Genomic DNA, 12,395 nt, shown 5'->3' with positions numbered 1-12,395 from the left:
GGGATGCTCAATTCAAAGACGCGTAGGGAAGTAGAGTACCTAAAAGAGACAGTCCAGTATGCCACACGCCACGGCGCGCAGCCCAGATGCATACCTTGGGCGGGCTTTCGGCTAAGGTATCTGTGCAGAAATAAAGTAATCTTCGCGTGCAAAGGATCCATCCACGGTGAAAATTTCTCACACTTTAGGCGCAGGCGTGGTCAGCCTTCTCGCCGTGACCCTGGCCGGATGCAGCATTCTCCAGCCGGAAGAGACCGGGTTGGGGGACAATATCACCGTCTCCAGCTCAGAAGAAGCGCCTTATCAAGCGGAAGACACCGACGATAAGGAAGTCACTTCCAACCTGGCGAGCCCGGTCAAAGATGCCGGCCTCGGTGTCAGCTGGGAGCTGCAAGGAGTGTATACGGACAATAATTCCGGCGGCTCCGTGGTAACCATTTTGCTCAAGAACGAAAACGAAATGGCCCTGCCCACCGATGCCTTCGATGACCCCGTCCTTGAGCGCGCCGACGGGAATGGCGGCTGGTCTAAGGTAAAAGCCCTGCCGTATGACGAGAACTCCGCGCCTGGCGTGGAACCCCCGGGCCTCGATCACCCGTTAGGCGCGGGCGCCTCGGTCAACCTGCAATACCGCTACGATGTCGCGCCGGGCAACCTCTGGAATGCCCGCCTGCATATTGGAAATGTCACGTGGGTGGGGGATCTGAACCTATGACGGAACGGGTAGTCTTGGCGGGTACTGATGGAAAAGCCATTGGTACTGCCCTCAAATCCGAGGTGCATACCACCGACACCGCCTTGCACTTTGCCTTTTCCGCGTGGGTTACCTGCCACGGAAAGGTGCTCATCACCCGCCGGGCGCTGGGCAAGCAAACCTGGCCTGGCGTGTGGACCAATTCCTTCTGCGGGCATCCTGGCCCGGGGGAGGCGACTGCCGATGCCGTCATTCGCCGCGCCGAATTCGAGCTAGGCATTCCCGCGGATGGGCTATCCAACTTGCGCGTGGTGCTGCCCACCTTTTCCTACCGTGCGGTGGATTCTTCCGGCTTGGTGGAAAATGAAATCTGCCCCGTCTACTGCGTAGAGCTCGACTCCCAGGCGCAGTGGCAGCCGAACCCGGACGAGGTCGACTCCTGGGAATGGGTCGATCCCGCCCGGCTTATCGCCGCGGCCGATGCCGTGCCGGCGGTATTTAGCCCGTGGATGTGCGAGGAACTGGCAGAAGCTGAATTGCGCGCGGCGCTTCAGTCTTTGGCGCAGTAGCAGTTAGTCTTCCTCATAAAACGCCGCCGCCACGTAATCCAGGGTGGCATAGGCGATGCGCCGATCCCCGGTATCTAAATCAAATTCGAGCACGCGGTGGTCGCTGCCATAGTTGGGGAAGCCCGGCTCGCCGGTCGTAGCGAAATGACAGAGCCACTCATTCAGCTCGCAGTCAGTGCTGAAGAGCGGGTAGAGCTCATCGCAGTGCAGCGCCGGCTTGAGCTTCCTCGTAAATTCCATCATCCAGGTTGGTCCCGGTGCGCCGGAAGCAACCTGTGCCGTCCAGCGGCGAACGAGGGAATCGCCGATCATCCGGCCCATGAGGCGGTCCGGGTCCACGTACTGCGCGAGCTGGCGCCATTGCGTGTATCGCCCGTGCGGGAAGCCGAAGCGCTGGGAAAGGTAGTTACAAATGAACTTGCCCAGGGCCATATTATCGATGCGCTTGCCGGCCGGAAGATCGTAAAACTCATCTCGGGTGGAGCTCACCACGATGGGGATATCCGCCAGTTCAGATGCCTGCATCGGCGCCGGGCCGAGGGCCAAGTCATAGCGGTGCTTCTTGCGGAACTTTTGGTAGCCCTTATCTAATGCCTTGGGCGACAGTGATTCCAGGGCGCTGCGCTCAATGGGTACCGAGAGGTACCTGTGCAACCCCGCCACGCGGTGCTCAAAGGTATCGCGGGGGTAGGCAGGCGAGAGGGCCAGGACGCGCCGGAAAGCACCGCGGTAGTGATCGCGCCGGGCAAGCCACAGGCTAATCGCCGCGCCGGCGGACTGGCCTACCAGGGTGATATTCGTTTTATCCCCGCCAAAGGATTCGATATTGTCCTGCAGCCACTCCAACGCCAGCACACAATCATCGATGCCGCGGTAGCGGTCCGCCTCATCGTCGGCAAAGCGGGCGAACCCGGCCAGGCCCACGCGGTAGCCCACCCGGACTTGGATGATGCCCTTGCGGGCCGTTACCGTGCCTGGCACCCGCTCATCCTCATGCGAGCCGCCTTCAAAACTTCCCCCGTGGATATAGACCACCACGGGGCAATCCGCCGCGTTTTCCGGGGTAGTAATGCTGAGCGCTACCTCATCCGGCTGTGGTGTGCGCGCATCCTGGTCGAGGGCCTCATCCAGCGGCCGCGCTGGGGCGAAGCGGCTAGGTATTTCGCAAAAGCGCAGCGAATGAAAGTAGGAGAGGCCATCGCGGCTAAAGCCGGTGATACGTCCAGATGGGGTGGCAATGGTGACGGGGATCTGTGCGCTCGACATACCTGCCAGATTACCGTGGGGCAGTAATATAAGGATCCATGGAGTGGTTGACTGACGTGAGCAGCGCATTTTCGCAGTTCTTGGTGCAGGCGCCTGTGTGGGTACAGATGATTATCGTGGTCATCATCGTGGTTCCCATCATGATTGGGCTGGCCTGGTGCCTGATGTGGGCCGTGGACCGCAGCGCCGCCCTAATTTCCCAGTTTCGCAATCGCGGCACTACAGTAAAAGACCATGGCTGAACAACATTCGGAGGGCGCGGGCGATAACGCAGCGAGCGGCGACGTGCCCGGCGCCAGCTCGGATAGGATCCAGCCAGTAGATCCCCGCGAAGGCCTATGGGATCCAGAGCGCAAAAAAGATGAGCGCGCTGCAAACCCGCCGGTTGCCGGCACCTCTCAGCCCGTTCGCCGCAAGCGCGCCCTGCCCAAATCCCGGGTCTCGCTCACACTGTGGTCCATGATTGTGTTAGTTCTCATCGTTGCGCTCATCGGCAGCCTGTGGCCCTAGGACAAACTGGTGGATTGCTCCAATAGATGGACCACTCTGGTGCTATTAGCCCTGAATAATTACCGCTTCGATCGTGGGTGAAACGCGTTGATAAGCCATCCGGTTGGTACAGTAGGCACAGATTATTATTAGCTGTGCGAAAGGACATCGCGTGACCCTGCAACAAGTGCACACTCCGGCGGAATTTACCATTGAGCCGGGGGAAACCTGCCTCACCGCCCTGATGGATACCGCGAAGAAGCGTCCGCACGGCGTCATGTTTACCCGCCCAGCTAATTATGAGTGGGTCAATGTCACCGGTAAAGAGTTTATCGATGAGGTCTTTGAAGTAGCCCAAGGCTTAATCGCACTAGGCGTGGAGCAGGGCGATCGCATCGCCCTGATTTCTGCTACCCGCTACGAATGGTCCCTGCTGGACTACGCCATTTGGGCCGCCGGTGCGGCATCGGTTCCGGTTTATCCTTCCTCGTCCGCCTCCCAGGTGCGCTGGATTATCGAGGATTCCGGTGCGGTGCTGGCGATTACCGAAACCCGCGAGCACTCCGAATTGGTTGAAAACCTGGTCCTACAAGACGATGGGGAACCGAACCTGAAGGGCTCGCCATCGCAGCTGCGGCGCGTATTAGAGATTAATTCCTCCGCCATCGATACCTTGAAATTCGAAGGCCGCAGCGTTGGCACCGATGAGGTGTCTGCCCGCATCGCCGCCACCAATACCGATGATCTGGCCTCCTTGGTTTATACCTCCGGCACCACCGGCCGCCCGAAGGGCTGCATCCTGACGCACCGGAACTGGCTCTCGGAAGCTAGGGCGCTGACCACCAATCCCATCGGCGTATTCGCCGTGCCGGGCAGCCATACGCTGACGTTTTTGCCCTTGGCCCACGTCTTCTCCCGCGCCGTTTCGATTGCCGTGGCTATTCGCGGTGCTTCACAGAACCACTGGTCCGATTTTTCCACCATCTCCATCGAGTTCGCCCGCTCTCGCCCTAACGTGATTTTGGGCGTGCCGCGCGTATTTGAAAAGGTCCGTAACTCTGCGGCCTCGAAGGCTGCGGATTCTGGCATCAAGAGCTTCCTTTTTGAGCAGTCCGAAAAGATTGCCATCGAATACTCCAAGGCACTCGATACGCCGGAAGGTCCAGACCGCCTGCTGAAAATCAAGCACAAGCTCTTTGACAAGCTGGTCTATTCCACCATCCGCCAGGGCGTGGGCGGCAATGTTCGGTACTGCATTACCGGCGGTTCCGCGATGGGCCACGATTTATTGCATTGGTTCCGCGGCATCGGAGTTCCCGTTTATGAAGGCTATGGCCTGACCGAGACCGCTGCGGCCGCAGCCGTGGACTACTTGGATCAATCCATCGGTACCGTCGGACCGCCGCTGGGCGGGGTGACCATGCGTATTAACGATGACGGCGAGGTCTGCATCAAGGGCGGCATGGTCTTCGAAGGGTATTGGAATAACCCCGAGGCCACGGAGGAAGCCTTTGAAGATGGCTGGTACAACACCGGTGATTTGGGCGAAATCGACGATGATGGCAAGCTCACCATTACCGGCCGCAAGAAGGACTTGATTGTCACCGCGGGCGGCAAGAATGTATCTCCTGGGCCGATGGAGGATATCCTGCGCGGCCACCCGCTGATTTCGCAGGCCATGGTTGTAGGCGATGGTAAGCCGTTCGTGGGAGCGCTTATTACCTTGGACCCGGACATCCTCAAGCGGTGGAAATTGGACCACAATATCCCCGAAAACCGTTCTATGAGCGAAATTGCTACCGACGCTACCTTGCGCGCCGAGGTGCAAGATGCCGTCAACAAGGTGAACTCCACGGTCTCCCACGCGGAGGGCATCAAGAAGTTCTACATCCTAGAAAGCGACCTTACTGAGGATGAAAATGAGCTCACCCCAACGATGAAGGTCAAGCGCAACGTGGTGGCGCAGCGCTATGCCAGCGCCATCGAGCACATCTACAAGCGGTAGAAAGAGCCCAAACGGGTACACCCGGGGATTTTATTCCCCGGGTGTTTTTCTTCTTGCAGGTCAAAAAGGACGCAAGCGCGAACCTGCCATAAACCTGTGAAACGCTTCGGAGTGTCGCGCTCTCGTGGTGGGCGATCTGGCATAGAGTCATGAGTCGTCGCCGAAAACCTCAACCTCTACTAGAGGTTAGAAAAAGAAAACCGCGGAAGGAGTGGCTCGAAGCCTATGCAGAAGATCGCCGCCGAGCTGCGTCACCGCGAGCTCACCCAGGAGATTTATAATATCGGCGACGAAGTCGCGGAATACCTCGAGCACCTCATTGAAGCAATCGAGGATTGGGATGAGGAACTGTCCATGGACTGCCTGGCAGAACTCGGCGATATCGTCGACGATGCCCGCGTGGACTCGGGGCGCTGCGTGGGTGAGCTAATTGGGCTTCGCCAAGCGCTAGTGTCTGGCGTGCGTTCGGGAACTATTTCTGCCGCTCCTTCTGGCGCGAATGATGCGGAGGAGCCGGAGCAGCTTACCCCGCGCCTATTGGACGAGCGCTATCCCATTGCCAAGCCCATCGTCGTGCATGAATTGGCAGAAGCACTGCGCCAACGCACACAGGCGGTAGCAGATTACCTCCGCGCGGTTGTGGAATACGTGCTGGCGCAAACCGATGCCGTCGCCCGCAACCTCGACATGGTCTCCCTACCGCACCTGTATAAGTGCACCGGGGAATCCGCACTCATCGCCGTGCAGGCGTGGAAGCACACCGTGCTCGATACGCACCCGGCGTACGTGCGCTCCATGCGCGGGCATAACCCGCCGCAATTCCTGGAAGAACGCGTCCGCATTGCCGCGGTCGTAGAAAAGGTCCGCGCCAAGCGCGAGGCAGCCCGCCGGGCCACAACTGCATAGCTCCTTTAGACTTCCTTGCTTAAGGCAAGGGGATTTTAGCGGCCACCGAGATTCCCTCTCTCGGTGGCCGTCGCATTTTTAGATGGCCATCCCGCATGGACTAGAACCTTACATGGCTTCATCTATAGCTTTGAATGGCTCAGTTGTGGGACTGCTGGGAGCGTATAGCGTTTTGGCGCGCGGAGATAGTGGCAGTCACCTCAGAGATGAAGCGTTCTGGGTGCTGAACTAACTGCTGCGGGGAGCACTGTATGACGGTAAAGCCAGCATCGCGCAGGCGCTTGTCGCGGGACTGACCGGCCTTGTCTCTCATCGTTGGCATCGCGGTGGCTGCAGCGTCGTCAAGCGGCCCAGCGGTGGTGGTGGTAGCTCCAACGGTGTAGCTACCCCCTGGAGTCTCGATGTCGATGACGTAGGTCTTATTGATGCACAGCTCCGCGGTGATGCCAGGAAGGGTAGCGTACTGAATCTCGAAAAACATCGGCCAGGGAAAGTCCGCCTGGATGAGCAGGGCGCGGGCAAAGGAGGCATAAGGGGAAGGGGAGGCGGCGCAGCTGTGGTGGATAACTTCTCGCACGACGGCGCTATTGCGTACCCTGCCCATTCGGGCGAATTCCTGCCTAAGAGCTTTCTTCGTAATTCCTGCGCGCAGGGCAGAATCGGCGGCAATGAGGCCCTCGCGAAAACCGTGGAATCGGGCGATATCGATCACGGCTCGGGCCGGAGAAACGGTGCGGGCGCCGTGTACCAGCAATGGATCGGGTAATTTCGTTTTGCGGTAAATGCGTTCTGGATGGCGCCGGTCCTTATTCGGCAGAGAGTTATGGGGAAGGGCCATTTCCACTTTTTCTTCGGCGGAGGCAAGCACCCATAGCCCGTGGAGGCGGGCGGCGGATTTGGAAATGAGTACCGCGGTATAGGCGCTGCGGGCGGCGGCAATGGCGCGCAGGTGCAGCTGAGCGGATAGGCTCAAACCGTGGTAATGGTCGCGGTGCACCGCGATGCGAGGTGCGAGTTTGAGGTAGGTGCCGTTATTGAGGTCGTGCCAGAAGGTGGGATGGTTGTTCCGGATGGACGGAATATTAGTTAGTGCTTGGTTCATGCCCTCGAGCACATACGAGGAGCACGATGCCCACTACCGAAACGCGCGCAGGCTGTGGAGTTCTCGTTGAATCTTCACTAAGTGTGAATCGTGGGGTTTTAGTTGCGCCACGAGCTTAAGTTATCCACACCTGCGATAACAATGGGTTGCGTAGCTGCGTCCCCTTAGTGCGAATTCGGCACCAAGGGGACAAAGCAGCATCGAGCTCCTTGATGGCGCCTCCGCTTCCAGCGAGATGGGGAGGAGGTGGTCGCACAATGCGCTCACCCGGTGTTTCCAATGGCCCAGAGAAAACACCGCGCTTGTGTACGCTTGTTTATCTTTTGAATTTTGTTTATAAAACTACTAGGCGCCGAACCAACGGGTTGGTTGGTTCGGCGAGACAGTTATACCGCTGGGGGAGGGGCGACCTTGTCCAGCTGCTCGGTAATCTGCGGCCACAGCTGGCCCATGATGTCATCCCAGGTAAGGATCCACACGGCCTTGTCCTTATCCGCCTTGCCCACGACGACGAGCTGCTCATTGCGGGAGCGCATGTGATCGAGCGTCTTTTGCACGGTGGTGGCGGAAGAGACGGAAATCGGGTCGCGGGAGAATTCGAGGACTGGGGTATCGGGATCTGCCATGAGGGTATCGCGCACGTGCACCACGCGGGGCACGCGGGAATCTTTGGGGAAGACGAGCACGCGCATGATGTTTTTGCGCAGGACGAGCTCTTGGAGCTGTTCCACCGTGGCATCGGAAGGAAGCGGCACTACCTCGGAGCCGTGGGCGCGCGCCATGGCGCCCACCGTGGAGTTCTCGAGCTCGATGACATCGGAAATCTGGTTGGCGGAATTATCGTCAAGCGCGCCGGTCTCGCGGGAATGCTCGACCAAGGTGCGCAGCGTCTCGGCGTCGTAGCCGGCGGCGCCGGCGCGGTCGACCGGTTCCTCACCCGTCATGGCCACCAATTTATTGGCCATCGTGTTAATCCACTTCAGCAGCGGGCGGAAGACCCACACGAACCCGCGGGCGGGGATAGCAATGACCTGCAGGGCGGATTCTGGGTGGGCGATGGCCCAGGACTTGGGCGCCATTTCACCCAGCACCAGGTGCAGGAAGGTGACGATGAACAGGGCGAGGATGAAGCTGGCGACATCGGCAACGCCCAGTGGCAGGCCAAGGGCCTCCAGCGGGGTCATCAGGAGGTGATGGACCCAGGGCTTGGTCACGGCGCCGAGCACGAAGGTGGCAGCAGTAATGCCCAATTGCGCGCCCGCCAGCATAATGGTCAGCTCATTGAGCGAGCGCAGGCCGGCGCGGGCGGTGCGCGAAGACTCCGCGCTTTCTTCGAGCCGGTTGCGGCGCGAGCCCATGAGGGAGAACTCGATGACCACGAAGAAGCCGGATGCGGCGATGATGAGCAGCGTGACGATGAGGTTGAACCACCACGTATCGGTCATTATGCCTCCTCCTCTTCGTCGTCGCTGTCGTGGACATAGTCCTCAATGAGTTCGATGGCCAGGGAGGATGGCACGTGGCGGTCCACATCATCTACGCGCATGCGGATGGAGCGGGTGGGTGCTTCATCCTGATCCACCCAGTCGTCCGGCTCTGCCTCCAGGGCGATGGTGTGGACTTCGCCTACCTCCGGCAGGGCGCCGGCGTGCGCGATGAGCAGGCCGGCGATGGTTTCGAAATCGCCCTCTGGAAGATCGTGGCCAATGGCGCGCTCGATTTCATCCAGCGGCGTATCGCCATCGACCAGCCAGTGGGATTCGTCCTGCTCGGTGATTTCTTCGGTTTCCTCGAAATCGTGTTCATCGGTGACATCGCCAAGAATCTCTTCAGCTAGGTCCTCCATGGTGACGATGCCGACGAATCCGCCGTACTCATCGATGACGCAGGCCAGCTTTTGTTCTTCGCCGCGCAGCTCATCAACGACATCGGGAAGCGGCATAAGCTCCGGAACCACCAGGGGCTCGCGCATGATGGCGGTGGCGCTGGTGGCGGCAGGGAGATCGGATCCCAGGACATCGAAAAGATGCACCACGCCGATGGGGTTGTGCTCATCATCGATGACGGGGTAGCGCGTGTGGTTTTCAGACATCAATTCGCGCACCTCACCCAGGGTGGTGCCGGGGTCAATGACGTCCACGCGGGAGCGGGGGATCATGGCGTGCTCGACGTCGTGCTCGGGAAAGTCGAGCAAACGGTCCAAAACCATGTACGTGTCCTCATCCAAGACGCCGGTTTCGTGGGAGGAATCCACGATGGATTCGAGGTCATCGGCAGTAGCGGAAGAGTCGACGTCTTCTACCGGCTCGATGCGAAAGAGCTTCAAAATCGCATTGGAGGAATACTCGAAAAAGCGGATGAGCCAGCCGAAAATGCGCAGGTACCACTGCGTGGATGCGGCCAGGCGCAGTGCCGTTTTCATGGGCGCGGCGATGGTGTAGTTCTTAGGAAAAAGCTCCGCAAAGAGCATCGTGGCGATGGTGGAAATAAATAGCGCCGCGATGGTGCCGATAGCCACGGACACGCCGGTGGGAATTCCCACTCCGCCAAGCAGCACGCCAAGGCCCTGGCCCACTAGGGGCTCTGCCACATAACCAATAAGCAGGCCGGTAATGGTAATACCGAGCTGCGCGCCGGAAAGCATGAAGGAGGTGCGCTTGGTGATGTCGAGCGCGCGCTGGGCGGATTTATCACCTTCAGCGGCCATGGACCGCAATTGGGTGCGGTCCACGGACATGAATGAAAACTCTTGCGCCACGAAGTAGGCGTTCGCGACGATGATGAGCCCGATGACGACAAAGCCTGCCAGGATCATCAAAATAGCCGATAACATGAGTTACTCCCCACCGCCTATAAGGTGGCGGGGACATCGACTGGGAGGCTCCACTGAAGGTACCTTTCTATACGCGGGAAGTTGGCAATATACTACATGTTTAACACCCATTTCGGCCATTTTGTTCCCCGCCTATTAGGGTTTGATTCATGACTGAACCATTCGGGCTGTATATCCACGTTCCCTTTTGCGCCACCCGCTGCGGTTATTGCGATTTCAATACTTATACCCCCGGTGAGTTGGGCAGCCCGCGCGATCTCACCGGCCCTTACCTCGATGCCTTGGACAAGGAGCTGGAGATGGCGGCGGGCCGCGTGGGGCGAACCGCGGATACCGTCTTCATCGGCGGCGGCACGCCTTCGCTCCTGGGCGGGCAGGGCCTGAGCCGCATCCTGGATACGGTGCGTTCTACCTTTGGGCTTAGCTCAGGCGCCGAGGTCACCACCGAGTCCAACCCGGAGTCCACCTCGCCGGAGTACTTTGCCGCGCTTGCCGATGCCGGCTTTAACCGCATCAGCCTCGGCATGCAGTCCGCCTCGCACAGCGTGCTCCAGGTGCTCGAGCGGACCCACACCCCCGGACGCGCCTTCGCCGCCGCGCGCGAGGCCCGGGAGGCAGGCTTCCAGCACGTCAACCTCGACATGATCTATGGCACACCCACCGAAACCGACGATAACGTTCGCGAGACCTTGGACCGCGTGCTCGAGACCGGTGTCGACCACGTCAGCGCGTACTCGCTCATCGTAGAAGACGGCACCCGCATGGCCCGCAAGGTGAATAAGGGGCTGCTGCCCGCCCCGGATGAAGACGTGCTGGCCAGGCGCTATGAAATGATTTCTTCCACCCTCGAAGACGCCGGCTTCGAGTGGTACGAGGTCTCCAATTGGTCGCTGCCCGGCGGCGAATGCGAGCACAACCGCATCTATTGGGTGGACGGCAACTGGTGGGGCGCAGGTCCTGGTGCGCACTCCCACCTAGGCGACGAGCGCTTCTATAACGTCAAGCACCCCAATCGCTATATCCAAACGTTAGGAAACGGCGAGCTGCCCATCAAAGACAGTGAAACCCTAACCGGTGCCGATCGCCACATGGAAAAGGTGATGCTGGGCCTGCGCCTGCGCGAGGGCATCCCAGAATCCTGGCTCGATCTCCACGCTGCCCCGGCATTGGAGGGCTTCATCGACCGCGGCCTGCTCGAGCGCGCCGGCCAGCGCGTGCGAGTGACCAAGCCTGGCCGCCTGCTTGCCGATGGCATCGTTTCCGACCTCCTAATCGCCGAAGAGTCCTAGCCGCCGTCAGAAATTCCTTATATTTGCCCCTGGACCACCAAACCCCTTATTCGGCCTTATTCTTGTTAGACTTTCAAGATTGGCGCTGGATTTATGCTGAATTTATAGAAAGACGCCGGCACGTCGACGGAAACTAACCCGCAGAGAATAGGAGCGCTGAGAAGTGTCTACCTCAACTGATGCCCGCCGCAAGGAAGTCCTGCGGGCCATCGTTGCGGATTACATTGCCTCCCAGGAACCCGTGGGGTCCAAAACGCTGGTAGAGCGCTACCGGCTGGGCGTTTCTTCCGCGACCATCCGCAATGACATGGCTGTGCTGGAATCTCAGGGGCTGATTTCGCAGCAGCATGCCAGTTCTGGGCGCGTTCCCACGCAGCAGGGCTACCGGCAGTTCGTTGATTCTCTGCACGAGGTCAAGCCGCTTTCTACCCCAGAGCGCAAAGCGATGCTGAACTTCTTAGAAGGTGGGGTAGACCTCGAAGATGTGCTGCGCCGCTCCGTGCAGCTTTTGGCCCAGGTCACTGAGCAGGCGGCCGTGGTGCAGCTGCCTAATTTGAAGGTCTCGCGCGTCAAGCACTGCGAGGTCGTCACACTATCTCCGGTGCGGGTTTTGCTGGTGCTGATTACGGATAACGGCCGCGTGGATCAGCGCAACGTGGAACTAGATGAGGTCATTGACCAGGATCAGACGTATCGCCTGCGGGACATCGTCAATAATGCGCTGGTGGGCAAGACGCTTACTGATGCCTCCGTGGAGCTCGCCCACCTCGTTGATGACGCTCCGCTGGATATCCGCCACCACGTGCTTAAGGTGGCGACCACGCTCATTGAAACCTTGGTGGAACAGCCATCCGATCGCTTGATTATGGCGGGGACTTCCAACCTCACCCGCGTCGCCCGCGAATTTCCGGAGGGGCTGCCCAAAATTATCGAGGCTTTAGAAGAACAGGTCGTCGTGTTGAAATTGCTGGCACGCGTACCGGACTTAGGCAATGTTTCCGTGGTGATCGGGGACGAAAACGAGGAGGATCAACTGCGCGATGCCTCCGTCGTTGCCGCCGGGTATGGTTTTGGAACCGGGGGACAGGCGGCGACGCTTGGCGGCCTTGGTGTGGTGGGGCCGACGTTTATGGACTATTCGGGAACAATCTCTAAGGTCTCTGCTGTTGCACAATACGTGAGTGAAATTTTGGCCGGCGAGTAGTGCGAGTAGACTAGCCGGTCGCTACATAAATTTTTGCA

At 59.4% G+C, this 12,395-nt stretch carries 12 protein-coding genes; 8 read left to right on the top strand and 4 right to left on the bottom strand.

What is annotated here, in order from left to right:
- Positions 1 to 166: 166 nt before the first annotated feature.
- Together QP970_RS02830 and idi are read left to right on the top strand one after the other, a co-directional pair.
- Complete coding sequence (locus tag QP970_RS02830) at positions 167 to 715, top strand: hypothetical protein (protein WP_284869565.1); 549 nt, start codon at positions 167 to 169, stop codon at positions 713 to 715.
- Positions 712 to 1,263, top strand: coding sequence for an isopentenyl-diphosphate Delta-isomerase (gene idi / locus QP970_RS02825; RefSeq protein WP_284869564.1), 552 nt, complete (start codon positions 712 to 714; stop codon positions 1,261 to 1,263). Before QP970_RS02830 ends, idi begins: the two co-directional genes overlap by 4 nt.
- Positions 1,264 to 1,266: 3 nt before the next feature.
- Here the strand turns inward: idi and QP970_RS02820 are convergent, their stop codons facing one another.
- Positions 1,267 to 2,529 carry a carboxylesterase family protein gene (locus tag QP970_RS02820; protein WP_284869563.1) on the bottom strand — a complete coding sequence of 421 codons (1,263 nt, stop codon included), beginning with the start codon at positions 2,527 to 2,529 and terminating at the stop codon, positions 1,267 to 1,269.
- A 38-nt stretch (positions 2,530 to 2,567) separates the two neighbouring features.
- Here QP970_RS02820 and QP970_RS02815 point away from each other — a divergent pair, with 38 nt between their 5' ends.
- The 4 genes from QP970_RS02815 (at position 2,568) to QP970_RS02800 (ending at position 5,929) form a co-directional block, all read left to right on the top strand.
- A complete protein-coding gene (locus tag QP970_RS02815) occupies positions 2,568 to 2,771 on the top strand; it encodes a hypothetical protein (RefSeq protein WP_284796402.1) in 204 nt (67 codons plus the stop codon).
- Positions 2,764 to 3,039 (top strand): hypothetical protein, encoded by a 276-nt coding sequence (locus QP970_RS02810; protein WP_284869562.1) that lies wholly within the window; start codon positions 2,764 to 2,766, stop codon positions 3,037 to 3,039. The genes QP970_RS02815 and QP970_RS02810 overlap by 8 nt, the downstream gene beginning before the upstream one ends.
- Before the next feature lie 151 nt (positions 3,040 to 3,190).
- Positions 3,191 to 5,023 (top strand): AMP-dependent synthetase/ligase, encoded by a 1,833-nt coding sequence (locus tag QP970_RS02805; RefSeq protein ID WP_284869561.1) that lies wholly within the window; start codon positions 3,191 to 3,193, stop codon positions 5,021 to 5,023.
- A gap of 225 nt (positions 5,024 to 5,248) precedes the next feature.
- The gene (locus QP970_RS02800) at positions 5,249 to 5,929 is read left to right on the top strand and encodes a hypothetical protein (RefSeq protein ID WP_284869559.1); all 681 of its coding nucleotides are present in this window, start codon (positions 5,249 to 5,251) and stop codon (positions 5,927 to 5,929) included.
- A gap of 139 nt (positions 5,930 to 6,068) precedes the next feature.
- On the opposite strand, the gene QP970_RS02795 is transcribed toward QP970_RS02800, so the two are convergent.
- The 3 genes from QP970_RS02795 to QP970_RS02785 all read right to left on the bottom strand — a co-directional run bounded on the left by QP970_RS02795 (position 6,069) and on the right by QP970_RS02785 (position 9,864).
- Entirely contained in the window at positions 6,069 to 7,031 is a 963-nt protein-coding gene (locus QP970_RS02795) for a hypothetical protein (protein ID WP_284869557.1), read from the bottom strand.
- Positions 7,032 to 7,417: 386 nt separating this feature from the next.
- Complete coding sequence (locus QP970_RS02790) at positions 7,418 to 8,476, bottom strand: CNNM domain-containing protein (RefSeq protein WP_284869556.1); 1,059 nt, start codon at positions 8,474 to 8,476, stop codon at positions 7,418 to 7,420.
- Entirely contained in the window at positions 8,476 to 9,864 is a 1,389-nt protein-coding gene (locus QP970_RS02785) for a hemolysin family protein (protein ID WP_284869555.1), read from the bottom strand. Before QP970_RS02785 ends, QP970_RS02790 begins: the two co-directional genes overlap by 1 nt.
- A gap of 149 nt (positions 9,865 to 10,013) precedes the next feature.
- Here QP970_RS02785 and hemW point away from each other — a divergent pair, with 149 nt between their 5' ends.
- Positions 10,014 to 11,153, top strand: a complete 1,140-nt coding sequence (gene hemW, locus QP970_RS02780; protein ID WP_284869554.1) for a radical SAM family heme chaperone HemW — start codon at positions 10,014 to 10,016, stop codon at positions 11,151 to 11,153.
- A gap of 163 nt (positions 11,154 to 11,316) precedes the next feature.
- A complete protein-coding gene (gene hrcA, locus QP970_RS02775; protein ID WP_023023433.1) occupies positions 11,317 to 12,357 on the top strand; it encodes a heat-inducible transcriptional repressor HrcA in 1,041 nt (346 codons plus the stop codon).
- The last annotated feature ends 38 nt before the right edge of the window (positions 12,358 to 12,395 follow it).

The organism is Corynebacterium sp. MSK073, from assembly GCF_030232085.1.
GTDB lineage: Bacteria > Actinomycetota > Actinomycetes > Mycobacteriales > Mycobacteriaceae > Corynebacterium.
Note: the sequence above shows the minus strand (reverse complement) of the source record. Positions and strands in the feature narration are given on the sequence as shown.

Coding starts and splice junctions, on each gene's coding strand:
- QP970_RS02795 (WP_284869557.1), bottom strand. CDS start 7,031: ATGAACCAAGCACTAACTAATATTCCGTCCATCCGGAACAACCATCCC.
- idi (WP_284869564.1), top strand. CDS start 712: ATGACGGAACGGGTAGTCTTGGCGGGTACTGATGGAAAAGCCATTGGT.
- QP970_RS02820 (WP_284869563.1), bottom strand. CDS start 2,529: ATGTCGAGCGCACAGATCCCCGTCACCATTGCCACCCCATCTGGACGT.
- QP970_RS02790 (WP_284869556.1), bottom strand. CDS start 8,476: ATGACCGATACGTGGTGGTTCAACCTCATCGTCACGCTGCTCATCATC.
- QP970_RS02800 (WP_284869559.1), top strand. CDS start 5,249: ATGCAGAAGATCGCCGCCGAGCTGCGTCACCGCGAGCTCACCCAGGAG.
- hemW (WP_284869554.1), top strand. CDS start 10,014: ATGACTGAACCATTCGGGCTGTATATCCACGTTCCCTTTTGCGCCACC.
- QP970_RS02810 (WP_284869562.1), top strand. CDS start 2,764: ATGGCTGAACAACATTCGGAGGGCGCGGGCGATAACGCAGCGAGCGGC.
- QP970_RS02815 (WP_284796402.1), top strand. CDS start 2,568: ATGGAGTGGTTGACTGACGTGAGCAGCGCATTTTCGCAGTTCTTGGTG.
- QP970_RS02785 (WP_284869555.1), bottom strand. CDS start 9,864: ATGTTATCGGCTATTTTGATGATCCTGGCAGGCTTTGTCGTCATCGGG.